This is a genomic window from Marinicella meishanensis (assembly GCF_019931145.1).
In the GTDB taxonomy this organism is placed as follows: domain Bacteria; phylum Pseudomonadota; class Gammaproteobacteria; order Xanthomonadales; family Marinicellaceae; genus Marinicella; species Marinicella meishanensis.
Map to the genome: position 1 here is coordinate 475,773 of NZ_JAIOUV010000003.1, position 25,469 is coordinate 501,241.

General features: G+C 52.5%; 24 protein-coding genes and 1 other RNA gene. 15 read left to right on the forward strand and 10 right to left on the reverse strand.

From position 1 onward, the window contains the following. Positions 1-217: 217 nt before the first annotated feature. From K7G70_RS06985 to K7G70_RS07000, 4 genes are read right to left on the reverse strand one after another with little or no spacing between them, the layout of a single operon-like run. Positions 218-1,405, reverse strand: a complete 1,188-nt coding sequence (locus K7G70_RS06985) for an acetyl-CoA C-acyltransferase (RefSeq protein WP_223787894.1) — start codon at positions 1,403-1,405, stop codon at positions 218-220. A gap of 14 nt (positions 1,406-1,419) precedes the next feature. Further along, positions 1,420-3,786 (reverse strand): 3-hydroxyacyl-CoA dehydrogenase/enoyl-CoA hydratase family protein, encoded by a 2,367-nt coding sequence (locus K7G70_RS06990; protein WP_223787895.1) that lies wholly within the window; start codon positions 3,784-3,786, stop codon positions 1,420-1,422. After that, on the reverse strand, positions 3,776-6,109 hold the full coding sequence (locus tag K7G70_RS06995; protein WP_223787896.1) for an acyl-CoA dehydrogenase domain-containing protein: 2,334 nt from the start codon (positions 6,107-6,109) through the stop codon (positions 3,776-3,778). The genes K7G70_RS06990 and K7G70_RS06995 overlap by 11 nt, the downstream gene beginning before the upstream one ends. A 6-nt stretch (positions 6,110-6,115) precedes the next feature. Continuing rightward, positions 6,116-6,739 (reverse strand): TetR/AcrR family transcriptional regulator, encoded by a 624-nt coding sequence (locus K7G70_RS07000; RefSeq protein WP_223787897.1) that lies wholly within the window; start codon positions 6,737-6,739, stop codon positions 6,116-6,118. A gap of 357 nt (positions 6,740-7,096) precedes the next feature. Between K7G70_RS07000 and ndk the strand changes: the two genes are divergently transcribed. From ndk to K7G70_RS07055, 11 genes are all read left to right on the forward strand, one after another. Beyond that, positions 7,097-7,516 (forward strand): nucleoside-diphosphate kinase, encoded by a 420-nt coding sequence (gene ndk, locus K7G70_RS07005; protein ID WP_223787898.1) that lies wholly within the window; start codon positions 7,097-7,099, stop codon positions 7,514-7,516. Continuing rightward, positions 7,513-8,622, forward strand: coding sequence for a dual-specificity RNA methyltransferase RlmN (gene rlmN / locus K7G70_RS07010; protein ID WP_488801376.1), 1,110 nt, complete (start codon positions 7,513-7,515; stop codon positions 8,620-8,622). The genes ndk and rlmN overlap by 4 nt, the downstream gene beginning before the upstream one ends. Further along, positions 8,619-9,362: a type IV pilus biogenesis/stability protein PilW gene (gene pilW, locus K7G70_RS07015; protein WP_223787900.1), complete on the forward strand. Its 744-nt coding sequence runs from the start codon at positions 8,619-8,621 to the stop codon at positions 9,360-9,362. The genes rlmN and pilW overlap by 4 nt, the downstream gene beginning before the upstream one ends. A 6-nt stretch (positions 9,363-9,368) precedes the next feature. Then, the gene (locus K7G70_RS07020; protein ID WP_223787901.1) at positions 9,369-10,319 is read left to right on the forward strand and encodes a helix-turn-helix domain-containing protein; all 951 of its coding nucleotides are present in this window, start codon (positions 9,369-9,371) and stop codon (positions 10,317-10,319) included. Between the two features lie 85 nt (positions 10,320-10,404). Then, the gene (hisS, locus tag K7G70_RS07025; RefSeq protein WP_223787902.1) at positions 10,405-11,679 is read left to right on the forward strand and encodes a histidine--tRNA ligase; all 1,275 of its coding nucleotides are present in this window, start codon (positions 10,405-10,407) and stop codon (positions 11,677-11,679) included. A 15-nt stretch (positions 11,680-11,694) separates the two neighbouring features. After that, positions 11,695-12,759 (forward strand): SPOR domain-containing protein, encoded by a 1,065-nt coding sequence (locus K7G70_RS07030; protein WP_223787903.1) that lies wholly within the window; start codon positions 11,695-11,697, stop codon positions 12,757-12,759. Next, on the forward strand, positions 12,759-13,418 hold the full coding sequence (locus K7G70_RS07035) for a CvpA family protein (protein ID WP_223787904.1): 660 nt from the start codon (positions 12,759-12,761) through the stop codon (positions 13,416-13,418). Before K7G70_RS07030 ends, K7G70_RS07035 begins: the two co-directional genes overlap by 1 nt. Then, positions 13,418-14,902, forward strand: a complete 1,485-nt coding sequence (gene purF, locus K7G70_RS07040; RefSeq protein WP_223787905.1) for an amidophosphoribosyltransferase — start codon at positions 13,418-13,420, stop codon at positions 14,900-14,902. The genes K7G70_RS07035 and purF overlap by 1 nt, the downstream gene beginning before the upstream one ends. After that, entirely contained in the window at positions 14,895-16,097 is a 1,203-nt protein-coding gene (locus K7G70_RS07045) for an FAD-dependent monooxygenase (RefSeq protein ID WP_223787906.1), read from the forward strand. Before purF ends, K7G70_RS07045 begins: the two co-directional genes overlap by 8 nt. Further along, positions 16,094-17,269: an FAD-dependent monooxygenase gene (locus K7G70_RS07050; RefSeq protein WP_223787907.1), complete on the forward strand. Its 1,176-nt coding sequence runs from the start codon at positions 16,094-16,096 to the stop codon at positions 17,267-17,269. The genes K7G70_RS07045 and K7G70_RS07050 overlap by 4 nt, the downstream gene beginning before the upstream one ends. Positions 17,270-17,291: 22 nt before the next feature. After that, positions 17,292-17,681, forward strand: a complete 390-nt coding sequence (locus K7G70_RS07055) for a hypothetical protein (RefSeq protein ID WP_223787908.1) — start codon at positions 17,292-17,294, stop codon at positions 17,679-17,681. Positions 17,682-18,497: 816 nt separating this feature from the next. Here the strand turns inward: K7G70_RS07055 and rpiA are convergent. The 5 genes from rpiA to K7G70_RS07080 form a co-directional block, all read right to left on the reverse strand. Further along, positions 18,498-19,157 carry a ribose-5-phosphate isomerase RpiA gene (rpiA, locus tag K7G70_RS07060; RefSeq protein ID WP_223787909.1) on the reverse strand — a complete coding sequence of 220 codons (660 nt, stop codon included), beginning with the start codon at positions 19,155-19,157 and terminating at the stop codon, positions 18,498-18,500. Beyond that, positions 19,147-19,689, reverse strand: a complete 543-nt coding sequence (locus K7G70_RS07065; protein WP_223787910.1) for a 5-formyltetrahydrofolate cyclo-ligase — start codon at positions 19,687-19,689, stop codon at positions 19,147-19,149. Before K7G70_RS07065 ends, rpiA begins: the two co-directional genes overlap by 11 nt. Before the next feature lie 69 nt (positions 19,690-19,758). Next, a non-coding RNA gene (gene ssrS / locus K7G70_RS07070) (6S RNA) lies at positions 19,759-19,945 on the reverse strand. 14 nt (positions 19,946-19,959) lie between these two features. Continuing rightward, entirely contained in the window at positions 19,960-20,253 is a 294-nt protein-coding gene (locus K7G70_RS07075; protein WP_223787911.1) for a cell division protein ZapA, read from the reverse strand. Then, positions 20,250-20,444, reverse strand: a complete 195-nt coding sequence (locus tag K7G70_RS07080; protein ID WP_255589908.1) for a TIGR02449 family protein — start codon at positions 20,442-20,444, stop codon at positions 20,250-20,252. Before K7G70_RS07080 ends, K7G70_RS07075 begins: the two co-directional genes overlap by 4 nt. Before the next feature lie 187 nt (positions 20,445-20,631). On the opposite strand from K7G70_RS07080, the gene K7G70_RS07085 reads away from it, so the two are divergent. From K7G70_RS07085 to K7G70_RS07100, 4 genes are all read left to right on the forward strand, one after another. Then, the gene (locus K7G70_RS07085; RefSeq protein ID WP_223787913.1) at positions 20,632-21,177 is read left to right on the forward strand and encodes a UPF0149 family protein; all 546 of its coding nucleotides are present in this window, start codon (positions 20,632-20,634) and stop codon (positions 21,175-21,177) included. A gap of 126 nt (positions 21,178-21,303) precedes the next feature. After that, the gene (rplM, locus tag K7G70_RS07090; protein WP_223787914.1) at positions 21,304-21,732 is read left to right on the forward strand and encodes a 50S ribosomal protein L13; all 429 of its coding nucleotides are present in this window, start codon (positions 21,304-21,306) and stop codon (positions 21,730-21,732) included. Positions 21,733-21,753: 21 nt separating this feature from the next. After that, entirely contained in the window at positions 21,754-22,146 is a 393-nt protein-coding gene (gene rpsI, locus K7G70_RS07095) for a 30S ribosomal protein S9 (protein WP_223787915.1), read from the forward strand. A gap of 209 nt (positions 22,147-22,355) precedes the next feature. Further along, positions 22,356-23,336, forward strand: a complete 981-nt coding sequence (locus tag K7G70_RS07100) for a GGDEF domain-containing protein (RefSeq protein ID WP_223787916.1) — start codon at positions 22,356-22,358, stop codon at positions 23,334-23,336. A gap of 30 nt (positions 23,337-23,366) precedes the next feature. Here K7G70_RS07100 and K7G70_RS07105 read toward each other — a convergent pair whose 3' ends face one another. After that, complete coding sequence (locus K7G70_RS07105; RefSeq protein WP_223787917.1) at positions 23,367-25,469, reverse strand: 3-hydroxyacyl-CoA dehydrogenase NAD-binding domain-containing protein; 2,103 nt, start codon at positions 25,467-25,469, stop codon at positions 23,367-23,369.

Below are 25,469 nucleotides of genomic sequence, written 5' to 3' on the forward strand. Positions count from 1 at the left end.
AAGAAAAATGAAAAATCAAAGCTTGTGACTCACCAAGCCACAAAAAAAGGCCGCATCAAGCGGCCTTCATGGTAAAGAAGCTGTGACACAGGGAAGTGTCACCTTGAGCCTAATGGCTCAAGTGAGGTAAAAAACACCAGCAAAATGACACTTTTGCGTTCAAGTGTTTTTTACCGTCCTTGAAAATGGCCAGGATGGCCATTTCCAAGATATTCAATTACAGTGCTTCAATGATGCCAGCGGCGCCCATGCCCGTACCTATACACATGGTCACCATGCCGTATTTGCCGCCAGTGCGGCGCAAACCGTGGATGGCGGTGGCGGCGCGGCAGGCGCCGGTGGCACCCAAGGGGTGACCCAAAGCAATGGCGCCGCCATTGGGGTTGACTATTGCTGGGTTCAGGCCCAATTCGCCGATCACTGCCAGCGACTGCGCGGCAAAGGCTTCATTCAGCTCAATCCAGTCCAGGTCATCCTGTTTGATGCCGGTCAATGCCAGCACTTTGGGGATGGCTTTGATCGGCCCGATGCCCATGATTTCAGGCGGCACACCGGCCACTGAAAAGCCATGGAACTGGGCGATGGGGGTCAGGTTGTCGCGTTTGAGCACGTCTTCATTGACCAGCAACAACGCCCCGGCGCCATCGGACATTTGTGATGAATTGCCGGCGGTCACCGAGCCACCCATGCGGAACACCGGGCGCAGTTGGTTCAGCACGGCTTCCGACGAGCCGGGTCTTGGACCCTCATCGGTGTCCACCATGCGGCTTGAGACGATGCTTTCAGCGGTGGCCAGATCCGGTTGTTTGCGGGTGATTTCATAAGGAATGATTTCATCTTTGAAAAAACCCTGCTGAATGGCGTTGATGGCGCGGTTGTGCGACTCCACCGCAAAACGGTCCTGGTCTTCACGGGATACTTGCCACTGTTCGGCCACTTTTTCGGCGGTGATGCCCATGCCGTAGGCGATGGCCACATCCTGGTTGTCACTGAACACCTTGGGGTTCATGGCCACTTTGTGGCCCATCATTGGCACCATGCTCATGCTTTCGGTGCCGCCGGCAATGGCGGCGTCCATTTGGCCGGTGGCAATTTGCTGGGCGGCGATGGCCACGGCCTGGATGCCCGATGAACAAAAGCGGTTGATGGTCATGGCTGGCACACTTTCGGGCAAACCGGCGAGCAGGGCGGCGATGCGTGCCACATTCATGCCTTGTTCTGCTTCGGGCATGGCACAGCCAATCACCACATCACCGATGGTATGTGGATCAAACGACGGGTTGCGGGCGATGATTTCTGACAAACAACGGGCCAGCAGGTCATCGGGACGGGTTTTGTTGAACATGCCTCTTGGTGCCTTACCAATGGGGGTTCTGACCGCTTCTACAATATATACGGGTTTCATAATCAATTCTCCTATCAGTTGCGCAGAGGCTTACCGGTTTTCAGGGTGTGTTCGATGCGGGCCAAAGTTTTGGGCATTTGGATCAGCTCCATGAAGTATTTGCGCTCCAGATCCAGCAAGTACTGTTCATTGACCAACGATCCGGCGTCCACATAACCACCACACATGACGATGGCGATGCGGCGGGCGATTTCACAATCGTGTTCGGAGACCATGTTGCCTTCCAGCATGTTGGCCAGGATCATCTCCATGTTGGCGATGCCGGGTTCACCAGCGACGCGGATGTGTTGTTCATTGGCCGGTGGCACGTAGCCCCGGTCATGCAAGTAATTGACTTTGGCTTTGGCCACATACAAGATTTCATGCGGGTTGAACACCACTTCGGTGTCGGCCCTGAGGAAACCGATTTCTTTCGCTTCCAAAGCGCTGCCAGCCACCGCAGCCATGGCCACTTTCTTGAAGTAATGCTCCAACATGGGATACAAGTCTGGACCAAAGGATTCTTGGGCACAACGGCGGGCAATCTCTTTCAAGCCACCGCCGGCTGGTAACAAGCCGACCCCGGCTTCAACCAAGCCAATGTAGGTTTCAAACGCCGCCACCACCGAGGTGCAGCTCATGGAGAATTCACAACCCCCACCCAGGGCCATGCCACGGGTGGCCAACACGGTCGGTACCCGGCTGAAGCGCAGGGTTTGTGAGGTTTGTTGGAAGAAGTCGACATTTTGTTCGACCGCTGCCACCTGGCCATCGGCAATGGCCATGGCCGCTGGGGCCAGGTTGGCGCCCAGGGTGAACGGCTCTTCGGTTTGCCACACGATCAAACCTTTGAAATCTTTTTCAGCGATGGCCACCGCTTGGCGCAGGCCTTTGAGCACGCCTTCGGCGATGATGTGTTTTTTGGTTTTGAAACTGGCGATAGCGATTTCATCCCCTTGGTGCCAAATGCGGATGTCATCGTCCTCGAACAGGGTCTCGCCATAATTGGCTTGTTCCGAGATCAAGCGATCGGGGAACAACTGTCGTTGGTAAACCGGCGCAGTGGAGCGGGGTTTGAAACTGGCTTCGGCGGCCGAGTAAGAACCCTCTGGGCCGTGGGCTCCATCGACCTTCATGACCCAAGCGGGCAACGGCGATGAGGCCATGGTTTTACCGGCATCAATGTCATCCACGATCAAGGACACGATGTGATTCCAACCAGAGGCTTGCCAAGTTTCGAAAGGTCCCTGAGCATAGCCAAAGCCCCAGCGAATGGCCAAATCAATGTCCCGGGCGGTGTCGGCAATGTGCTCCAATTGGGTGGCACAGTAATGGAACAAGTCGCGGAAAATGGACCACAAGAATTGGGCTTGTGGAGATTCGGTCAAGGCCTGCAAGTCGCGCAAACGGTCTTGTGGCTTGCCTTGTTTCATGATCTCTAACACGCGCGGATCAATTGCCACATTTTGCGCGCGGTATTCACCTTGTTCGGTGTCCAACACCAGGATGTCACGGCCTTTTTTCATGTAGACACCGGCGCCAGTTTTCTGACCCAAAGCCCCTTTCTCGATCAAGGACTGCATCCAGGCTGGTTGCTCGAAATGGGCGTGCCATGGATCGTCCGGCAAACCGTTTTTCATGGTGTTGATGGTGTGGGCCAGGGTGTCCAGTCCGACCACATCGGCGGTGCGGAAGGTGGCTGATTTGGGCCGACCTATCAACACCCCAGTCAGTGCATCAATGGTTTCAAAGGGCAGCCCAAATTGCGCCCCATGGTGCATGGTGGAAACAATCGAAAACACCCCGATGCGGTTGGCGATGAAGTTGGGCGTGTCTTTGGCAATGATCACACCTTTGCCAACCACGGTGGTCAACACGGCTTCCAAATCACTGACCACTTGTGGATCGGTGTTGCCGGTGGGGATGATTTCCACCAGGTGCATGTACCGCGGTGGGTTGAAAAAGTGCACCCCGCAGAACTTGGACTGCAAAGAAGCCGGCAACACGGTGGCCAGTTCATTGATGCTCAGGCCAGAGGTGTTGGTGGTGAAAATGGCGTCTTCACGGATGTGGTCTTCAACCATGTCATACACGGACTTCTTGATGTCCATGCGCTCGGCCACCGCTTCAATGATCAGATCGGCCTGTTGCAATTTGTCCAGGTCATCTTCATAGTTGGCTGGCTCGATCAGGGACAACACCTGGCTGTCGCCCAAGGGGGCTGGTTTCAGTTTTTTCAGGGTGGCCAAAGCCTTATCGACAATGCCATTTTTGGGGCCTTCTTTGGCTGCCAGGTCAAACAGGATGGCGGGTATTCCGGCATTGGCGAAATGGGCGGCGATTTGTGCCCCCATCACCCCAGCGCCCAGAATGGCCACTTTTTTGATTGGTTTAGTTTTCATTGTGGTTTCCGAAATGGTTGATTAATTCAAGTTCATGGATGGAATCGTAAGCGGTTCTGATCTGTTCGGCTTGTTCGACGCTGATGATGCCAGCGGCCAAGGTGCGGTCAATCAGGACCTGATAATTCTTGGTGGTCAGTGCCAGTCCAGTGGCATTGGTGACGGCGTTTTCGGTGTTCTGCACCAAACTCAAACGGGCCGACGCTTCGGCGATTTGAGCCAACACGCTGTTGTGTTCAGCCAGGTTCATGATGGTGGTGCTTTCGATCAAATCCAATTTGGTCGGTGCCGCAAAACTGGCTTGGTGAAAGGGTTTGCCCAAGGGAAAGATCATGATTTTCAATAACAAGGCGGTGAAACGGCTGAAGGCACTGTTGATGCTCTTGTTGATGGTTTGTTGGCTGATGAAGAAACTGTCCCGCAGGGACTGTTTGAGGATGAATTTGGTGTTGTCATCATTCTGGTTTTTTTGGTATTGCCGCAGCACCGCCATTTGGATGATCAGCTGCTGATTGCATTGCGCCAAAAAGCCGGTGAATTCGGTGTTGTTTTCTTTTTTCAACGACCATTTGATCAGCGCCAAATCGGCAATGAAGGCATAACTGGAACTCATGCGGCGGATCAAATTGGCGTGTTTGGATTGGCGCCAAATGAACCGACCCAACCACGAAGTCCGCACCGCATGCACCCAGATCTTGGCCAGGTTGTGCAGGATGAAGGCCAAATGTTTGAATAACAGGTAGTCCAGTTGTTTGCTGTCGACATGGGCTTTGTTCAGCACCTCGACTTCTTTGGAATACCAGGGGTGGGCAGACAAGGCCACTTTTTTCATCAGCGGCAGTTGATTGATTTCATGGCTGTTGCCATCCAGTTCCATGCTCAAGTGTTTGACCCGGAAGTACTGGTTCAAATTGTTCTCACTTTTGATGTGGTGGGCGTGTGAACCCAGCACCGTACGCAGCCAGGTCAATTGGTGCAAGCTGATGTCAAAAATGGAGTTCTTGAACAGGATGTTGGAATAACTCATCAACATGTCCGACGAGTTGATCAGTGCCATTTGCTGGATGTTGAGCAGCCGCTGGCGATGCGAGAACTGTCGGTTCAACTGTTTTTGCACCAGGCGGTAATTCAACAAAGCGCGGGAGTTTTGTTTTTTGATGTGGGCAAAATACCAGGAAATGTAGGTGGTGCTGTCATGGATCGGCACCGACACGGCGGCTGGCCAGATGCTGGCCGCTGCGGCTTGTTTGAGGTACATTTGTTTGATCCCCTGGTTGACGTTTTTGAAGCCGCCAACGATTTGGTTCAAAGGGATGAAAATGTCTTGAGCCGAACAGCTGTAATACCGAAACAGGCCTTTGTAGGCTTCGTTGCCTTGGCGGATTTGGATCGGGTTGGCGGCGGTGTCGATGATGCACATGGCCGTACCCAACTTGGTGCGATCACTCAATTCATTGGCAAAATCAGACAAGTTGACGGCCAAATAAAACACCGAAGAATCGGGCGTGCCGAGCATGATGATGCCGGTGAAGCTGAGGCGGATGCCATGCACCGATTCGCCTTGGTGGGTTTCGATGTCGATTCGACCTTCAATCGAAGATTTGCCGTTTTCCAACAACTCATACAAGTATGTGGGGTTCAAGAATGGTTGCTTCTCGCCGCTGGTGAATTGCGGCAAATACTGTTTCTTTTGTTCCAGCGTGCCATGGCTCTGGATCAAACTAACGACCGACTCGGTGTTGACGATGCCAATCAAAGCCGCCAGCAAGGGATCCAATTGTGAGACTTGGCTGATGACATGGGCCAACTCATGGCGGTTGAAGGCCTGACCACCGTACTTTTGTTCCACCGCCATGCCAGCATACTGATTGGACTGGATGGCCTGGCGAAACTGCATCATGTCGCGGTTTTTGTGCTGCAACAGTTGGCTGGCAAACTGTTGGGCCCGTTCAGAAACCGGTTGGAGGGGGATGTCGGCAAAGCGAAAATCGGGTTGGCCGTTGTACAAAGACTTTTCGAATGGGGTGACCAGCCAGCCATCGTCGATTTGTTCGAAGTGTTGCCAGTTGATGCGGTCCTTGCTGTTGAAGATGCGCAACAAGGGCATGGTGAAGAACAACCGCCGGATGTAACGCAAGTTACCAATGATCATCACATTCAACAACAAAAACAGGGTGATGATGCCCTGGGTGTTGGTGATGAACTGCAGTTTATAAAATACAAATGGGGTGAAAAACCAAAACACCGACAACAACCAAAACGGCAGCCGGTAATACAGGTGGGTTAAGGTCAGTAAAAATAATGTCAGGAGGTACAGCGACATGCCAACTCAAGTGGTCAATGCGGCCACGGCAAACTGGATCAATTCCTGCACAGATTTATTGAAATATTCGGCTTCGGGCATTTGTTTGGCCATGCTGGATGCGCCAAAATCACCCATCGCATAAGTCAAGGCCCCGATGATGAAATGGAAGCGCCAAAAAATGGTTTCGCGCGGCAGGTCTGGACAAGCCAGCTGAATGGCCTCGGCAAACTCCTTGATGATGGGGGTGTAGCGCTTGGCCAACAAATCGTGCAAAGAATCGCTTTGTTCGGCATAAGCCCGGGCCAACACCTTCATGAACACTTTGCCGCCCTGGTGTTCGTCATTGATCATGTACAAGGCCGGGGCGATGAAGGCATGCAAGATCTGTTCCAGGTTGCATGTTATTTTGCGGTCACCTTGATTCAGGTCATGCAACATTTTCATGCGCACTTCAAACAAGTTGTTCAAACGCCGTTCCAAGACCTGATTGATCAGCTGTTGTTTGTTGCCAAAATGGTAGTTGATGGCCGCCAAATTGGTGTGTGCTTGTAAACTGATTTTGCGGATGGAAAGTTCCGCGAAACCGTGCTCAGCGATCAGTTTTTCCGTGCTGTTGAGGATTCTTTCCTTGGTTGAGAGGGTCGTCATACCATGCTTGAATTTTATGAGGTGTGGGCATTTTAATGGAAGTGTATTGGGTTATCAATTCAAACGACCGTTTTAATCGTTTGAAAGTGATGTTATTGGCTTGGGTGGGGCCAACGACAGCGTTCGACGGCAAGCCAGGCAAATTGCCGGTAAAAAGCGCCATTCCTGGGGTCATAACGGTTTAATCTGACACCCAAAGTTGTTACAATGCGCAGGTTTTTTTGCAGGTTGCCAAGGGCTGAGCAAGCCACGAATATTTGAGCAACTGTGAACGAGTTAACTAAATTTTTTAAATTAAGGCGTAAATTACAGATTTTAAAAGAAAATCTTGATTTGTGTGCCGATTTGGAGTAAAAAATGTCTAAACAAAGAACTTTATCTATCATCAAGCCTGATGCAGTGGCGAAAAACGTCATTGGTCAGATTTACCAAAGATTCGAAGATGCTGGCCTGAAAATTGTGGCCGCGAAGATGAAACATTTGAGCCAAGCCGAAGCGGAAGGCTTTTATGCTGTGCACAGAGAAAGACCGTTTTTTGGTGACTTGATTGAATTCATGACATCGGGTCCGGTGATGATTCAAGTTCTGGAAGGTGATGACGCCATCAAACGAAACCGTGACATCATGGGCGCGACCAATCCGCAAGAAGCAGCGGCCGGAACCATCCGCGCTGATTTTGCCGAAAGCATTGACGCCAATGCCGTTCATGGTTCGGATGCCGCCGAAACTGCGGCGGTGGAAATCGCTTACTTTTTTTCAGCCATTGAACTGAACTGATTATTTTGAAAAACGCACCCATCAACCTGCTGAATCACGACCGCGCTGGTTTGGAAACTTTGTTCCTCGACATGGGCGAGCAAAAGTTCCGGGCACAGCAAGCGATGAAGTGGATTTATGGGGAGCAAAATCTGGATTTCGATGCCTGGAGCAATTTCAGCAAAGTGCTCCGGGCTCGACTCAAGGATGATTACCAAGTGGCGGTACCGACTTTACTCAGTGAACAAGTCTCCAAAGACGGCACCATCAAATGGTTGCTGAAAGTCGATGAGGTGAATGCTGTGGAGACGGTGTTCATTCCAGAAAAAAACCGCGGCACCTTGTGTGTATCATCACAAGTGGGATGTACCCTGAACTGTACTTTCTGTGCCACCGGCGCCCAAGGCTTCAACCGACACCTGACCACCGCTGAAATCATTGCCCAGGTTTGGGTGGCAGCCAAGCAATTGGGACACCACGGCCTGGATCGAAAAATCACCAATGTGGTGATGATGGGCATGGGCGAGCCGTTGGCCAATTACAGCCAGGTGCTGCCCGCCTTGAACATCATGCGGGATGATTTTGGATTTGGTTTGGCCAACCGTCGGGTCACCGTCAGCACCGCTGGTTTGGTGCCATACATCGATCGCTTGAATGCCGATGCCGATGTCTCTTTGGCCATTTCATTGCACGCGCCGCATGATGAGTTGCGCAATCAATTGGTGCCTTTGAACAAGAAATACAACATCAAAACTTTGTTGGCATCTTGTAAGAATTTTATCCAAAACAAACGCAAAGCCCGCATCACCATTGAATACACTTTGATTGATGGGATGAATGACCGGCCTGAGCATGCCCGGGCCTTGTGTAAATTGTTGGCCAACATCCCCAGCAAGATCAACCTGATTCCATTCAATCCATTTCCAGGCACGGCCTTCAAACAAAGCCAGCCTGAAGCCATTGAAGCCTTCAAGGGGGTTTGCATGAAAAATGGATTCATCACCACCGTGCGCAAAACCCGCGGTGATGACATCGCGGCTGCCTGTGGGCAATTGGCTGGCGAGTTCATGGACCGCACGCGACGTTCGGCCCAAATCAAAAAAATGCAATTGGAGGTGGTGGCATGAAGCCATGCAGAACGTGGTTGATGATGTGCTGGTGTCTGCTGTTGGTGGCTTGTGGCTCCACCGGCAACCGCACCAAACAATTTAAAGACTCTGACTCGCAAAGTGAGCCAGAAAACAGCCCCGCCATGCTCAATGTGAAAATGGGTGTGGCTTATTTCGAGCGCAATGATTACGACACCGCGCTGGAAAAACTCAAACGGGCCTTGGAGCACAATCCCAAATTGGCCATTGCCCATTCGGCCATCGCCACGGTTTATGCCTCCATGAATGCCCAAATTGATGCCGAAAGACATTACGAGCTCTCGGTACGCTATGCCCCCAATGACCCAACGATTCTGAATAACTACGGAACGTTTTTGTGTCAACAGGGCAAGCCGCTGGAAGCCATCAAATACTACCAACAAACATTGGCCAATCCGTTTTACAAAACACCAGAAACCGTGCATGAAAACATCGGTGTGTGTTTGATGAAAGCGGATGATTACGTGCAGGCTGAAGACCATTTCAGACAAGCGTTGGCCTTGAATCCAAATTCCACCATATCGTTATATAACATGGTGATCGTCAGTGCAGGAAAAGGTGAGGGTATGAAAGCACGCGCTTTCATCCAAAGGCTTGAAGGGTTAACTGTACTGGATGAGAGGGTCTTGAAAGTGGCTTACCAGGTGGAAAAAAAGATGGGGAATGAGCGCGCCGCACAGAGTTACTTGGCGCAATTAAGAAAATTAAAAAAATCATAAATCAAAATGAATAATTCAACCGAAAATCCCGAAGTTAACGAATTGTCATCCTTAATAAAAATACGTGAAAACAAACAACTGTCTGTGGCGCAGGTCGCCGAAGGCATGAAAGTCAGCAAAGATTTCGTGCGCTACATTGAAGAGGGGTTGTTTGAAAAGTTGGGGGCGCCGACTTTTTTGCGGGGTCACATCACCAACTACAGCAAAGTGCTGGGTCTGGATCCGAGTGAGGTGTTGTCCTTGGTTCCGGCTCAGTTTTTGAAACACCAAGAACTGCAAACGGCCGAAGCCATGGGTGCCAGCCCCTTGGCCAGGGTGCGGCGTCAATCCAATCATTTGGGTCGCTATGCCGTGGGCACCGCCTTATTGGGCATGTTGGCCTTGAGTTTCTATTTCATCTGGGACAAGTGGTCCATGCCAGAGCGAAGCCTGACTGATCCAGCGGCCGATCTGGCGGCCAATGACTCAGGCAAAAAAGACAAAACCATCACCTATTCATCGCTGTTGCCACAAGTCGCCGGGCCGCAACAAAATTCAGCCAGCACGGAAGCCGCCACCGATGCAGAAGACGCCGATGAAACCCCGGACGCCGATGCCACCACGGTCAATGCCGATGAAGAAATGGGCGATGACACCGAGCCCAATGACGTGCCCCAATCACCGATGGTGATGGCGCAGGAATCGCTGTCTGATGAACTGATCTCAGAGCCGGTTTATGCCATTCGCATGGAATTGCAAGAACAGGCTTGGGTTTCCATCAAAACCTTGGACGGTGAATCCATCGTATCAGACTTGATTGGACCTGGTTTGCGTGAATACCAATCCAATGAGCCCATGCATTTTCGCATTGGCAATGCCACCAAATTGCAGCTGTTGATCAATGATCGTCCGGTGGAGTTGGGCGAAGTCATCAAGCGCGATGTGGCTGATTTTGAATGGCCTTTGAATCCCAGCTGAGAACCCATTGCTGCGGAGCGCATCAGCGGGCTGTATCTCCGGGCCCGGCTCGTATAAAATAGGCCCTTTTCTTTTGAGCTGAATTTTGAGCAAAACAGTTGAACGCCTGCGCGGGATGTATGATGTCACACCAGACCAAGCCTGGGTCTGGCAAAAGCTAGAAACCACCGTCACCCAAATCCTGCAGCAATACGGCTATCAGGAAATCCGCTTTCCCATCTTAGAAAAAACCGCCTTGTTTCATTCGGCCATTGGTGAAGTCACCGATGTGGTGGAAAAAGAGATGTTCACTTTTGACAGCCGCAAAGGCGAGTCCATCAGCATGCGACCAGAAGGCACGGCATCCACCGTGCGCATGGTGCTGCAAAATGGCCTGATCTTCAATGACCCACAAAAACTCTATTACAACGGTCCCATGTTTCGCCATGAAAAACCCCAGCGCGGACGCAATCGGCAATTTTCCCAAGTGGGCGCCGAAGTGTTTGGCTTTGAGGGCCCGGATGTGGATGCCGAACTGTTGTTGATGACCTGCCAAATGTGGCAACAATTGGGCTTAAAGAACGTGCGTTTGGAACTGAATACCCTGGGCACGCCTGCTTGTCGAGAAAACTACCGGCAGGTGTTGATTGCTCATTTTGAACAGCACCTGGATGTGCTCGATGAAGAAGCCAAAAAACGTTTGCACAGCAACCCGCTGCGAATCCTGGATTCTAAAAACCCAGCGATGCGACCGGTGATTGAATCGGCGCCGGTGATCAGTGATCACCTCAATGCCGAAGCCGAAACCCATTTTCAAGGTTTGTGTGACATCCTGGATGCCTGTGGCTTGGATTATCAGATCAACCGCAAATTGGTGCGGGGCTTGGATTATTATTCGCACAATGTGTTTGAGTGGATCACCGATGATTTGGGGGCGCAGGGCACCATTTGTGCCGGTGGTCGCTATGATCGATTGGTGGAAATGCAAGGCGGCAAGCCGACGCCAGCCACGGGATTTGCCATGGGTCTGGACCGTTTGGTTGAGCTGATTCTGGAACACCAATTGTGGCAAGCCGAAGCGACCGCCGATGTGTATCTGGTGCGCGACAAAGCGGTGCCAGTACCGGCGGTGTTGGCCTTGACTGAACAACTGCGTCAAGCCATACCCGGTTTGCGCATGACAGTCTCCATGGGTCAGGCTTCCTTCAAATCTCAATTCAAAAAAGCCGATAAGTCAGGGGCTGAATTCGCTATAATAATTGGCCTGGAAGAACATGAACAGCAGATGTTCTCCGTCAAAGCGTTGCATGACAGGAACATGGCCCAGCAGCAGCTGTCTTACCCTGCATTGGTGAGTTTCCTGCAACAACATCTGACATAACACAATGGTGAGTCCATGGATCAAGAATTAAAACAACGGTTAATCGGGGCTTCGGTCATCATTGCTTTGGCCATCATTTTTGTGCCGATGCTGTTTGACGGTGAAATGGAACAAAAAAACAACCAGAACATCAGCATCAACATCCCTGAGCCCGGTAAAAACAACCTGGAAGTGAAAAAGTTTGAGCTGGACAAACCGGTGGTTGAAACCAAGAATTTGCCACCGGGTGACACCGAATTGATGGTGGACAATGAACAACCACTGTTGGTCGACAAAGACCAAGCCAACCCCATCACGGTGCCACCGGCCAACACCGACAGCGGCGATGCCACCTACAACAACCAGCCACCGGCTGAACAACCGCAACCGGTGGCCACCCAACCGTTGGCGCAAGCCGGCAATACCGAACCAGCGACCCAACCTGAGCCACCGGTACAACAGCCGACGCAGCGGCCCGAGCAAAGACCCGAACAGCGGCCCGCACAACCGCCCAGCAACCAAACCACCAGTCGACCCACAGTGACCCCAAGCAGCACGCCGGTGGCCGCTGCCAGCCAAGTGCTGCGGGTGAAGCTGGGCAGCTTCTCCCAACAAGGCAATGCCGAGCGGGTGAAAAGCAGCTTGTTACAAAACAACATCCAGGCCATTGTGGAATACAACCCCGAACTGAAACTGTATCGGGTGTGGTCCCAAGACCTGTACCAGGACGCAGCCAGAGCCAACAGCTATGTGCAAGCGGTGGAGCGCATGAACCTCAACATCGGCACGCCCAAAGTGATCACCCTGAACGCCAATGAAGTGGCACAGATGGCCGCACAAGGTCAAATGGGCTGGGTGGTGCAGCTGGGCAGTTTTTCGGCCAAAAACAACGCCATCGAATTGCGCAACAAAGTCAAAGCCGCGGGTTTTGATGGCTATGTGGATGTGATCACCAACGCCAGTGGCAAACAATTGTATCGCTTGCGCATCGGACCTTTGATGGAACGTGTCGATGCCGAACAAACCCAGCGCCAAATCAAACAAAAACTGAAACTGGACGGGTTGGTGAAAAACCACGAGCTGACTCAAATCGTCAACTGATGAACTGGTTTGACCTCACCATCATTGGCATCCTGACCCTGTCGGTCATTGTCAGCCTGTTTCGTGGTTTGATTCGAGAGGTGCTGTCATTGGTCATTTGGATCGGTGCCTTTTGGCTGGCATGGACCTTTGTTGACCAAGGGGCGGCGTGGTTACAACCGTTCATTGACTTGCCATCGGCGCGGCACCTGTTGTCTTTCATTGCGTTGTTTTTGGCGGCCTTGATCGTCGGTGGTTTGATCAATTATTTGGTTGGCAAAGTGATCACCAAAACCGGATTGGGCCCCACAGATCGTTTTTTTGGTATGTTTTTTGGCTTGGCCCGTGGGGTGTTGGCAGTGACTTTGTTGGTCTTGTTCCTCCAAGCCACCCCCTTGTCGCAGGACCCCTGGTGGAAAGACTCAAAAATGACCCCACATTTTGCCAAGCTGGCCGATTGGGTGAAAGCACAAATGCCGGAAGATCTGGCTGAATATTTTTCCTTCATCAACCCGGAAAAATTACAAGAAACACTGAACCCGGCCTTGTCAGGCGCACTGAGTGGCCAGACCGGGCAAGATGAAACGAGCGACACCCCCAATGATGGGGCGTCGGAATCACAAGAACCACCTGCCAACTCTGAGGCAGATCAACAACCTGAAGGGGACCCTGGACTGTAATGTGCGGAATCGTCGGAATGATTGGCAACCACGATGTGGCGTCAACAATATATGAGTGTTTAACCATCTTGCAACACCGCGGCCAAGATGCCGCCGGCATCGCCACCTGTGAAGATGGCAAATTGGAGCTGGTGAAGAACAATGGCCTGGTCAGTGACGTGTTTCGCTCTGAAAGCGCGCAAAAACTCAAAGGCCTGTCTGGCATTGGGCATGTGCGTTACCCCACTGCTGGCTCCAGTAATTTTGAAGAAGCCCAACCGTTTTATGTGAATTCGCCGTTTGGCATTGCTTTGGCCCACAACGGCAACTTGCACAACGCCGAGCAATTGCAAAAAGAACTGTTCGCCGAGGACCGCCGCCACATCAACACACAATCGGATTCGGAGGTGTTGTTGAATGTGTTTGCCCACGAGTTACAAAATGCCTCGGGCTTGGTGATCACCCCAGAAGCCATCTTTCATGCAGTGTCGCGGGTGCACAAGCGCTGTCAAGGGGCTTATGCCAATGTGTTGATCATCCCGGGTTATGGCATCGTGGCCTTTCGTGATCCCAATGGCATCCGCCCCTTGGTTTATGGGGTGCGCAAAGCCGATCCCAACACGCCTGGGGCGAAGGATGAATACATGGTGGCCTCTGAGAGCATCGCGCTGGACTTGCACCATTTTGAGTTGTTGGATGACGTGGCTCCCGGCGAAGCCATCATCATGACCAACGACCGCCAGTTGTACAAAAAACAATGCGCCGAACACACCCAGTTGTCACCCTGTGTGTTTGAATTCGTGTATTTTGCGCGCCCCGATTCGATGATCGACGACGTCTCGGTGTACAAAGCGCGGTTGCGCATGGGCGAAAAACTGGCCGAGCGCATCAAAGAGCGTTGGGCCAACGAAGACATCGATGTGGTGATCCCAATCCCCGAGTCATCCCGCACCTCGGCCATTCCCATGGCCCATGAGTTGGGGGTGAAGTTTCGCGAGGGTTTTGTGAAAAACCGCTACATTGGCCGCACCTTCATCATGCCCGGACAAGAACAACGGGTGAAATCGGTGCGCCGCAAGCTGAATGCAGTGGAATTGGAGTTTCGCAACAAGAATGTGTTGTTGATCGATGATTCCATTGTGCGTGGCACCACCTCCAAACAAATCATCCAAATGGCCCGCGAAGCCGGTGCCAAAAAGGTCTTCTTTGCCTCGGCCGCACCGCCAGTGCGGTACCCCAACGTGTACGGCATCGACATGCCGGTGGCCGAAGAGTTGGTGGCACACAACCGCACCGAAGCAGAGATTTGTGAAATCTTGGGTGCCGATGGTTTGATCTATCAAACTTTAGAAGACCTGGAAGCGGCTTGCCTGGAAGGCAACCCCAAAATCGACCGCTTTGACTCTTCGTGTTTCTCCAATGAATACGTTACCGACGTCGGTGATGACTATTTCGAAAAAATCGGCATCCAAAGGAGTGACATGGCCAAACAGCACAATGGCTGACCCCGCCGAATCCATGACCACCACACCTGTGGCCATCGTGGGTGGCGGTTTGGTGGGCATGGCCTTGGCCCTGTCCTTGGCCCAGCGTGGCATCGCTTCGCTGTTGTTGGAAGCTGCGGCCGTCGATGCCGACCCCAGTGAACACTTTGATGACCGCACCTTGGTGGTGAACCCCGCCGCCTGGCAATTCTGGCAAGAATTGGGCATTTGGTCTTTGCTCGATTCACAGGCCACGCCGATTCACCACGTCCATGTGTCCAACCAAGGTCAGTTTGGGGTGGTGCACTTCAATCATGATGAACTGCAAGTGCCGCAATTGGGCCATGTGGTGGCGGCCAAAACACTGGCCCATGAGTTGTGGCAACAGGTCCAGCAACAGCCCCTGATCGATTGCCGACAACCGGCCCAACTGACGGATTTTCAGGTGCAGAATGACGGCGTCGAATTGCAATTTGATGCCAATGGTCAAGGCCATACCCTGCAGGCCCAGTTGCTGGTGGCCGCCGATGGCGTGCAGTCAGCCATCAGGCAACAACTGCAATTGGCCACCGACATCAAATCTTATGAACGCACCGCCATCATTTGCAATGTGCAAACCGATCAAGGCCATCAACACCGGGCCTTTGAACGGTTGACCCGGGAAGGGCCCATGGCCTTGTTGCCATTCAACAACCGTTTTGGCTTTGTCTGGTCCATGAACAACGACCAAGCCGATGCCATGATGGCGGCTGATGACGCCACCTTCATGGCCCAAGCCCAACAGGGTTTCGGCTACCGCGCCGGTCAGTTCCAAACCATTGGACGCCGCAGTCGCTATCCTTTGTACCGCATCAAAGTGCCCAAGCAACATGCTCAGCGGGTGGTGCTGATGGGCAACGCCGCCCACGCCGTCAGCCCCGTCTCAGCCCAAGGCTTGAACCTGGCGGTGCGCGGCATCAAACGGTTGGCAGCGGTGTTGGCTGAACACCACCAGCAAGGTAATGATTTGGGGGCCGAAGCGGCGCTGCAGGCCTACCAGCAGGCCTCTGAACGTGACCAACAACGCACCCTGAATTACACCGACGATCTGATGACCTGGTTTCAAATTGATGAGCCCTTGGTCAATACCATACGCTCCATGGGTTTGGTGGCCATCAATGCCAGCTTACCCTTGAAAAGAAAACTTTTTGAAACTGCTGGAGGCTTGCGCGCATGAGTGATTGTGATGTGATCATCAATGGCGGCGGCATGGTGGGCGCCATCACTGCTTTGTTATTGGCTGGCCCGATCGATGGTGAAGGGCGACAGGTGCTGGTGATTGAATCCCAAGCCGCGACCCAGTTTGACCCCAGTGGGCCACGCCAGTTGCGGGTGTCGGCCATTGCGCAACAAAATCTGCAACTGTTTGATCGGCTGGGTGTGTTGTCTCACATGGACCCCGAGCGTCTGGGTCGTTATCACCACATGCGGGTGTGGGACAACCAATCCACCGGTGAATTGAGCTTCGAAGGCGAGGGCGAGGCCGGATTGGGGGCCATGGTCGAAAACCACCACATCATCGCCGCCGCACAACAACAAATGGTCAACCACCCACGCATCACTGTGCGCTATCAGGCTGCCATCGATTCATTCACTGGTACCGAGCGCAAAGTGCGTGTGCAGTTGGCCGATGGTGAGTCAATCAATGCCGCTGTGCTGGTTGGTGCTGATGGTGCCCGTTCCAGCATCAGACAGGCGGCAGGCATTGAATTCAAACAAAAATCCTATCAACAACACGGCCTGGTGTGTTACCTGTCACTGGAAAAAGCACCACCGCACACCGCGTTACAAGCCTTCAACCCCGGCGGTCCGGTGGGCTTGTTGCCAATGAATGGCAGCTTGTTCTCGATGGTGTGGAGTCTGCCAGAGGCGCAGGTTGAACAGTGGTTGTCGGCCACAGATGAACGCTTCATCAACGCCCTGCAGGTGCACATCAACCGCGACTTTGGCCGCATTCAATTGCATAGTGAACGGCAAGCGTTTCCTCTGATCCAGTCCTACGCCGACCGTTACCACCAGGACCGGGTGGTGCTGGTCGGTGATGCCGCTCACACCATCCACCCGCTGGCCGGGCAGGGGGTCAACCTTGGCTTTGGCGACGCCGTGGTGTTGGCAGAAAAACTGACGGGTGTGGCCCTGCGTGATTCTGAGGCCTTGACCCGCGCCTTGCGCCAATACCAGCGCGCCCGCCAGGCCGAGGTGTTCAAAACCTCAGAATTGATGAGCGCCTTGCACCACCTGTTCAACAACCAATCACCACCGGTCAAAGCCCTGCGTGCCCTCGGCATGAACAGCCTCAATCGACTCAATCCCCTCAAATCGTGGCTGCTGCACCAGGCCGGTAGTTGATGTTGATGTAGGTGCTGCCTGCATGAAATGCCCTCAATGTGAGCACCCAGTCACCCGCTTCAAAACCCTGTTGGGTGCCACCAAAGATTACCCAGCCATCTGTCACCAGTGCCGCACCGAGTTTTATGTGCGCCGACACCTGTCAGGTGTTTTAACCCATGGCTTGCTGGGGTCTGGCTTGATCATTTTGCTCATGTTCCTGGCTTTTGGTGTCGCCGAGTGGTTGGGGGTGTTGTTGGTGGTGGTCCTCACCGGCTTGCTGTGGATGGCCTTGGCTTACATCGAAAGCCAAAGTTTTCAGATCCACACCGTGACACGATCCAACCCTGAGTCCAACCCCAGTTATCAGACTTATCTGTGGGTCATCATTGGGGTCATCGTGGCGGTGGCGATCCTCAGTTGGTTGACTTAACCATAAATCAACATAAGCTCTGGAGCATCGACTTCAGTCGATGACCTTTGGCGGCAGCCAACGCAGACACTGTTGGGGTTCACTGTGCCTGTCGAAGTGGCGAGGAGGGCCTCAGCATATGTCATGCTGAACTTGACGAAGCCCTGAGCCACACATCTGGAGCATCGACTTCAGTCGAAGACCTTTGGCGGCAGCCAACGCTGCTTTGCTGCGTTGTTGTTTGGGCTTGTCGCAGTGGTGGAGAGGGCTTCGACGGGCTCAGCCAGCTTGAATTGGGTTTTGGGTATTGAATGCCGGCGGGCCGCCGGCGGTCTAGAAGCTGAGTTTAATTCAAGCCCACTGAGCTGGTAGAAGTGTGCCATCAGGGTGCATTGTTTCAGGCCAGTGAAACACTGGACTGGATACCAACACACCGACGACTGGCGTCGTGTCGTCGACTGAAGTCGACGCTCCAAAAATTCATGATGGTTTAGTTATATGGAATCACCCATCTTCATGGCTTAATTGAGGAAGTCATATATTTCAAAGGATGAATTCTTGTAACTCTTTACTTGGAGCATCGACTTCAGTCGATGACCGTTGGCGGCAGCCAACGCTGCTTTGCTGCGTTGTTGTTTGGGCTAGTCGCAGTGGTGGAGATGGCTTTGACGGGCTCAGCCAGCTTGAATTGGGTGGTGAGGATCGAATGCCGGCGGGCTGGCGGCGGTCCAGAAGCTGAGTTTAATTCAAGCCCACTGAGCTGGTCGAAGTGGTGATGTGGCTTCGACCGGTGTCATGCTGATCCAGACGCAGTGATCAGCCAGCTTGTTATTGGGATCACTGCTTGCGGATACGGCCGTCGGCTTGCGCGATCAGCGTCACGTCGGCTTTGCGGCCGGCGAACAGGCCGTTGGTGACCACGCCGGGGATTTGGTTGATTTTCAGTTCCAGTTCGACCGGATCGAGGATTTTGAGGTTGTGGATGTCGATGATTTGGTTGCCGTTGTCGGTGACGAAGCCTTCGCGGTAGATCGGTTGGCCGCCGATTTTGACCATTTGGCGGGCGACGAAGGAGCGGGCCATGGGCAGCACTTCGATCGGCAGCGGGAAGGTACCCAGCAGATCGACGCACTTGCTTTCATCGACGATGCAGACGAACTTTTGGCTGGCCGCGGCGATGATTTTCTCGCGGGTCAGGGCGCCACCACCGCCTTTGATCAAGCGGTTGTGGGCGTCGCACTCATCGGCGCCATCGATGTACAGGGACAAATCGCCGGTTTGGTTCAATTCTTTGACGTTGAAGCCAAGGGCAGTCAGCTTCTCGGTGGAGGCTTCGGAGCTGGACACCACCGCTTCGATGCGGTTTTTCACTTGGGGCAACAGGTCGATCAAGTGGTTGACGGTGGAGCCGGTGCCGATGCCAATGACCATGTCATAATCGTTGATGTATTCAAGGGCGGCTTGGGCCACTTGTTGTTTCAGTTGCTCAGAATTCATGGTGTCCTTGTTCGGTGAAGATGTGCTGCAGTTTAACATCCCAGGCATCGGTGGGCAATTGTGCCACTTGCTGAAAAGCATGGGCCACGCCGGCCAAGGTGGTGGGTGGCTGGTCGGCGAAGTAACGGTCATAAAAACCACCACCCAAGCCCAGGCGGTTGCCTTGCTCATCGAAACCCAACAAGGGCATCAAACACAGGTCCAGCGGGGCTGGTGTCAGGCCCTCAATGAATGCCGGTTGGCGCATGCCATAACGGTGTGGGTGCAGAATCAAATTCTCATGGTGGCGCTGGAATTGCATGTTTTGGCCCTGGATGGCAGGCAGGTAAATCGCTTTGTCGCTGCCGGTCAACAGGGCCGTCAAATCAATTTCGCCCTGGCAGGGCCAATAAATCGCCACCTTAAGGGCTTGTTGCCACAAGCTTGATTCGATGATGTGCTGCACCACCTGCGCCGAATTGCTTTGGATTTGAGCGGTCGAGAGCCGGGCCCGCTGCTGTCGCAAAGGGGCGCGTATGTCCTGTTTGTTCATAATAGCTTTGGCATGATGAAGGGCGCGTGATCAATGAATTGGGCCCAGGGCAGGCGTCCAAAAGTGGAGATGTTGACCACATGTGCCGTGGCATACTGGCGTCCTTGGTACCAAAGGTACAAGGCGGAAATTCCGTGGCCATCTAAGGCTTCTCACTGCAAGGTGAGCATGCACACTGACTGGCTGACAAAAGATCCTGTAAAAGTTAATTAGGGCCAAGGCATATGCTTATATACCTCGAACACGGCAGTCAACACCATTGAGACAATTTTATTCGCTGGTCAGGGCTTGTTCAAGTTTCTCGTTGAGTTTTTTGACTGAGGACAACACTTCGGTGTCGAAGTGCTGATTCAAGGATTGGGCTTTGATGTATTCATGGGCGATGTTCATGGCCGCCATCAAGGCAATCTTGTCACTGGACATGGTGCTGTTGTTGTCTTTGATCTCATGCATGGTCTTGTTCAAATGGTCGGCAGCCGACAACAGCGAAGCGCGTTCTTCTTCCTGACAAGCAAACTGATAGTCGCGGTTGAGGATGCGCACCGAAATTTTACTTTGGCTCATGCCGTTTGCTCCAAGGTCTTGAGGCGGGAGATCATCGACTCCAGGCGGGTTTTGGCTTGGTCGTTCTTTTGCATCAACAAGGATTTTTCGTTGGTCAACTCATCGAGTTTGCTGCGCAAGGCTTTGTTTTCAGCTTTGATCTTGGCCAGCAAATCAATCAGTTGATCGGCTTTGCGTTCTAAATCTCTCATGTCTTCCATCGTTCAGACCAGGTTGGGGTTGTCAAAGTATTGCCAGTGGCCACTGCGGCTGAAGCTGTGGGCACCGAATAAATATAGTTTGTTCACGGGTAAAGGTCAACAAACATCTGAGAAAAATATCACAAGTTTCTGAAAAATATCATAAAATACCTCACAATTCAGAGACAAAAGCGGAAAAATGATCCCCTATCAGCCCTTTGCAGACCATTTACAGTCGATTGGTGTGTTGGCTTCGCCCTCAGAACTGCATGCCCAGGCCTCGGCTGCCTTGTGTGTCAATCAGGACACCCCGTATGAATCCTGGCGAGAACAAATGCTGCAGGAGTATTGTGTGGAGCATCCCGAAGACGACCAATTCAACCAGATCATGTCAGCGGTTTTTGAGTATGCCAAGGAACAATTGCAAAAAGACAATTTTTCGTACCAATTGTTGTTGCCTCAAGACAACACCGCATTGGCTGATCGGGTGGCGGTGCTGGCAGAGTGGGTGTCGACTTTTTTGGCTGGGTTGGGTACGGCCGGAATGATTGAGGCCAGCTTGTCGAATGCCGGTCAGGAGTTCCTGCAAGACATGACCCAAATCGCCCGCATTGACCAAGATGTGGAAGAGGTCAGCGGTGAGGAATTGGACTTCATGGAAATCATTGAATATGTGCGCACCGGGGTGATGGTGTTGTTTGCCGAAATCAATGCCGTGCCGGTTCCCTCCAACAGCATAAATTAATCAACAAAATACTTGCAACTAAGCACGGTTTTCAGTACTATTCCCGCTCTTTGTAAAAGGCCTGGTCAAAGCGTGCATTTCAATGTGCTGAATCAAGCCCATAATTAAACAGAATCGCAGGATAATATGAAAACATTTAGTGCAAAAGCAGAAGAAATCAATCGCGAGTGGTTTTTGATTGATGCCGAAGGTAAAACTTTGGGTCGCATGGCCTCTGAAATTGCCCTGAGGCTCCGTGGTAAGCACAAGCCAGAATTCACACCTCATGTGGACACAGGTGATTACATCGTGGTGGTCAATGCCGAGAAATTGGTGGTGACTGGCAACAAATTGAATGACAAAATGTACCACCACCACACTGGATACGTGGGTAACTTGAAGTCAATCAACCTGAAAGACTTGTTGCAAAAACACCCTGAGCGTGTCATTGAAAAAGCAGTCAAAGGCATGTTGCCGAAGAATTCATTGGGTCGTCAGATGTACCGCAAACTGAAAGTGTATGCCGGTCCATCGCATCCCCATGAAGCCCAAGAGCCCAAAGCCCTAGAGATTTAAGAAACGAGGTAAGAGAATATTATGGCAACTCAACAATATTATGGAACAGGCCGAAGAAAATCATCTTCAGCACGCGTATTCTTGACCCCTGGTTCCGGTCAAATCATTGTCAACGACAAAGACATCAGCGAATACTTCAGCCGTGAAACGGCCCGTATGGTGGTCAAACAGCCTTTGGAAAAATTGGGCATGTTGGATCAATTCGACATCAAAGCCACGGTGATCGGCGGCGGTACCACTGGCCAAGCCGGTGCCATCCGTTTGGGTTTGTCACGTGCTTTGTTGGAGTCCGATGAAACTTTGCGAGCCCAGTTGAAAGAGCATTCTTTCCTGACCCGTGATGCCCGTAAAGTGGAAAGAAAGAAAGTCGGTCTGCGCAAAGCCCGTCGCTCTGTACAGTTCTCGAAACGTTGATACAGAGTCATTCTTGCGAAATTCGAAAGGCCGGTCTTGTACCGGCCTTTTTTTGTGCAAAACAGGGTAGAGACTTAACAACCCCTTGGCGCCTGGCCCGTCAATGTGCGGCTGGAACATGGTTTCACGCCAGATGAGAAGTGTTTCACAGTATGCGGGGCGCGGTATTGCTACAATGCAGCGCAATATCGAAGTCGTTGTGTGCTGATTTGAACGAGTCCAAAACATCCAATCAAACCAATCCATGGTTGCGGGGAGTGACTTACGCCACGGTGTTTGTGGTGTTGAATTACTCCATTGGCTTGTTTTGTTTTGAGTTTTATGGCTTGAAACCCAGCATAGACTGGGTGTTGGTCACAATCTATGCCTTGCTGTCTTTGTTTTCCTTTTACGTGTTTGTGGTCAACGACATCCACGCCACCAAATTGAAGGGCCGGGCCATGGCCTTGGGCTTTCTGGCGGGCCATTTGGCCTTGACGGTGTTGGTCATGTCATTTGTGTTCGCCACCCCGGCCCAGCTGAGTTGGTACGCGGCCGGTTTGTTGATGGTGGCCAGTTATTTGTTTGGCACCTATGGCATCAACAAATGGTCCAGACACCACCGGCGCTCCAAAGCCACCCTGCAGCATGAGTTGATTACCGATGAATTGACCCAATTGTTTAACCGCCGGGCTTTTGCCAGCAATGCCATCAAGGAACGGGAGTTTTGCATGAACTCCAACAGCGATTTGTCGGTGTTGATCATCGACATCGATGATTTCAAATTGATCAATGACCAGTACGGTCACGCAGTGGGTGATGAGGTGTTGATCCAAGTCAGCCAAACCGTGCAAAGGCATGTACGCCGCTCAGACAGTGTGTACCGTTGGGGTGGCGAAGAATTCGTGGTGCTGTTACCCGTCACCGGGATTTTCGAAGCCCACCAAGTGGCCAACAAGTTGGTTAAAACCTTGGCCGACACCACTTTCAATATCAAAGACTTGGTGGAGTTGCGGTTGACCGTGAGCATCGGCGTTTCGCAATGGATCGCTGGTGAATCAATCAGCAAGGAAACCCTGATTCGGGCCGACAAAGCCTTGTACAAAGCCAAGCAAAGCGGCAAGAACGCCGCGGTGGTGGCCGATTTCACCGACATCAGTCACAGCAACCCCGATCCTGAGACCTCGAAAGAACAGTCCAAACGGGCCTGATCTTTCGAGTCATTCGCTGCCGATCACGGCTTATTTGACAAACGGTTGGTTGTTCTCCGCGTGTTTGACCAGCAAGGGTGCTGGGGCAAAGCGGCTGCCGTGTTGTTGTTCCAATGCCTGTAGCGTGGCCAGCACCTGATCGGCCCCAGTGGCGTCAATGTGGCTAAATGGGCCACCGGTAAAGGGTGGGAAGCCCAAGCCCAGGATGGCGGCCAAATCGCCGTCTTTGGCGCTGAATAAGATGCCTTCTTCCAAGCAATGCACACATTCGTTGACGAAAATCAAGCCGATGCGGTTTTGGATGTCGGTATTGCTCATGTCTTTGCGTTCTTCACCACCAAAGTACCGGTAGATGTCGGTGTTGACCGACTTGCGGCCTTTCTTCGGGTAGGTGTAGAAACCTTTGCCGGCTTTGCGGCCAAACAGTTTGGCTTCGGCTAATTTTTGTACGGTGTCGTCTTGCTCGATGCCGCGATTGACGAACATCTCGCCCAAAGCGCCTCGGGCAATGTGTGCACCGACGTCAATGCCCACTTCGTCCATCAAGGCCAAAGGTCCCACCGGGAAGCCCCAGTCTTTCATGGCGGCATCCACTGCTTCGATTTTGGCCCCATCGTGCAGCACTTTGATCGCCTCATGGGTCAGGGCCGACAGCACCCGTGTGGTGTAAAATCCTGGGCCATCTTTCACCACCACCACGGTTTTGCCTTGCTTGATGCCCACATTGGTGGCCATTTGCCGGGCTTTTTTGGAGGTTTTGTCGGTCACGATCAATTCCAACAGCGGCATTTTCGGTACCGGCGAGAAATAATGCATGCCCACCACGTTTTGTGGGTGGGCGGCTTTGGCGGCAATATTGGCCAGCGGCAGAGACGAGGTGTTGGTGGCAAATACCGTGGATTTCTTACAGCGGGATTCCACATCAGCCAAAATTCTTTGTTTCAAGTCAATGTCTTCAAACACCGCCTCAATCACCAAGTCAGAACCGTTGAGGTCGTCATCTTGGGTGGTGGTTTTGACTTTCGACATCAAGCGATCCCGTTCCACCGCGCCCATGGCTTTTTTCTTGACCATTTGGGTGAAATCAGACCAAATGGTTTGCATGGCACTGGCCAAACCCTCATTGGAGATGTCTTTGAGCACCACGTCATAGCCGTTTTTGATAGACACTTCGGTGATGCCTGCGCCCATGAAGCCCGCGCCGATCATCGACAAGGCCTCGACATTCTCGGTTTTGTTGTTGTTCTTCAGCTTTTTGTTTTCCTGCATGGCCAAAAACAAGCCGATCAGGTTTTTCGAAGCGGGGGTGGCGTGCAAGGCCCCAAAACCCATGGCTTCGGCTTCCAAACCGGCGGTCATGCCATGTTCCAGGCCAGTCTCCACACAATCCAAGATGCGCAGTGGAGCTGGGTAGTTGCCGCGGGTTTTGCGTTGCACGGTTTCGCGGGCTTTTTTCAACACGTAGTTGCGGCCCATTGAGGTGTTCAAGGCTTTGTCCACCAGGCTGGATTTCTTGGGCTTGCGTTTGATCGGGTTGGCGGCAATTTTCAAGGCCGCTTGGTACAAGCCTTCTTTGTGCACCAAGGAATCGACCAAACCGGCTTTCTTGGCGCTGTGTGGGTAGATGTTCTTGCCGGTGAGCAAGGCATCCAAACCAAAGCGCAGGTTGGTTAATTTGATCAGGCGTTGGGTGCCACCGCCGCCGGGCAACAAGCCCAGCTTGATTTCGGGCAAGCCAAACACGGTTTTCTTGTCGGTGGTGGCCAGGCGGTAATGACAGGCCATGGCCACTTCCAGGCCACCGCCCAAACAGGCTCCATTGATCGCTGCGATCACTGGTTTCTTGAGGTTTTGCAAACGCATGAGGATTTTGTTGCCTTCGCGTGACAGATTTTCCACTGCTTTGGAGTCTTCGATGGCCATCAGGTCTTTGATGTCGGCGCCGGCAATGAAACAATGGTCTTTCTTGGAAATCAACACCGCGGCTTTGATGTCGTTGTTTTGTTCGATTTGATCCAGCAGGTTGCTGAATTCGTCAAGCATCTTGACCGACAGGGTGTTGACCTCTGAGCCGGGTTGATCCATCCAAATGGTGGCGATGTCATGGTCTTTGGTGAGTTGGTAGTTGGCCAT

Excerpts from the sequence above, each read along its gene's own strand:
- K7G70_RS07080 (WP_255589908.1), bottom strand. The coding sequence starts at position 20,444 with ATGAGAGATTTAGAACGCAAAGCCGATCAACTGATTGATTTGCTGGCC.
- K7G70_RS07020 (WP_223787901.1), top strand. The coding sequence starts at position 9,369 with ATGAATAATTCAACCGAAAATCCCGAAGTTAACGAATTGTCATCCTTA.
- K7G70_RS06995 (WP_223787896.1), bottom strand. The coding sequence starts at position 6,109 with ATGTCGCTGTACCTCCTGACATTATTTTTACTGACCTTAACCCACCTG.
- purF (WP_223787905.1), top strand. The coding sequence starts at position 13,418 with ATGTGCGGAATCGTCGGAATGATTGGCAACCACGATGTGGCGTCAACA.
- K7G70_RS06985 (WP_223787894.1), bottom strand. The coding sequence starts at position 1,405 with ATGAAACCCGTATATATTGTAGAAGCGGTCAGAACCCCCATTGGTAAG.
- K7G70_RS07055 (WP_223787908.1), top strand. The coding sequence starts at position 17,292 with ATGAAATGCCCTCAATGTGAGCACCCAGTCACCCGCTTCAAAACCCTG.
- K7G70_RS07045 (WP_223787906.1), top strand. The coding sequence starts at position 14,895 with ATGGCTGACCCCGCCGAATCCATGACCACCACACCTGTGGCCATCGTG.
- K7G70_RS07075 (WP_223787911.1), bottom strand. The coding sequence starts at position 20,253 with ATGAGCCAAAGTAAAATTTCGGTGCGCATCCTCAACCGCGACTATCAG.
- K7G70_RS07105 (WP_223787917.1), bottom strand. The coding sequence starts at position 25,469 with ATGGCCAACTACCAACTCACCAAAGACCATGACATCGCCACCATTTGG.
- rpsI (WP_223787915.1), top strand. The coding sequence starts at position 21,754 with ATGGCAACTCAACAATATTATGGAACAGGCCGAAGAAAATCATCTTCA.
- K7G70_RS07085 (WP_223787913.1), top strand. The coding sequence starts at position 20,632 with ATGATCCCCTATCAGCCCTTTGCAGACCATTTACAGTCGATTGGTGTG.
- rpiA (WP_223787909.1), bottom strand. The coding sequence starts at position 19,157 with ATGAATTCTGAGCAACTGAAACAACAAGTGGCCCAAGCCGCCCTTGAA.
- rplM (WP_223787914.1), top strand. The coding sequence starts at position 21,304 with ATGAAAACATTTAGTGCAAAAGCAGAAGAAATCAATCGCGAGTGGTTT.
- K7G70_RS07000 (WP_223787897.1), bottom strand. The coding sequence starts at position 6,739 with ATGACGACCCTCTCAACCAAGGAAAGAATCCTCAACAGCACGGAAAAA.
- K7G70_RS07030 (WP_223787903.1), top strand. The coding sequence starts at position 11,695 with ATGGATCAAGAATTAAAACAACGGTTAATCGGGGCTTCGGTCATCATT.
- K7G70_RS07065 (WP_223787910.1), bottom strand. The coding sequence starts at position 19,689 with ATGAACAAACAGGACATACGCGCCCCTTTGCGACAGCAGCGGGCCCGG.
- K7G70_RS06990 (WP_223787895.1), bottom strand. The coding sequence starts at position 3,786 with ATGAAAACTAAACCAATCAAAAAAGTGGCCATTCTGGGCGCTGGGGTG.
- ndk (WP_223787898.1), top strand. The coding sequence starts at position 7,097 with ATGTCTAAACAAAGAACTTTATCTATCATCAAGCCTGATGCAGTGGCG.
- pilW (WP_223787900.1), top strand. The coding sequence starts at position 8,619 with ATGAAGCCATGCAGAACGTGGTTGATGATGTGCTGGTGTCTGCTGTTG.
- K7G70_RS07050 (WP_223787907.1), top strand. The coding sequence starts at position 16,094 with ATGAGTGATTGTGATGTGATCATCAATGGCGGCGGCATGGTGGGCGCC.
- K7G70_RS07035 (WP_223787904.1), top strand. The coding sequence starts at position 12,759 with ATGAACTGGTTTGACCTCACCATCATTGGCATCCTGACCCTGTCGGTC.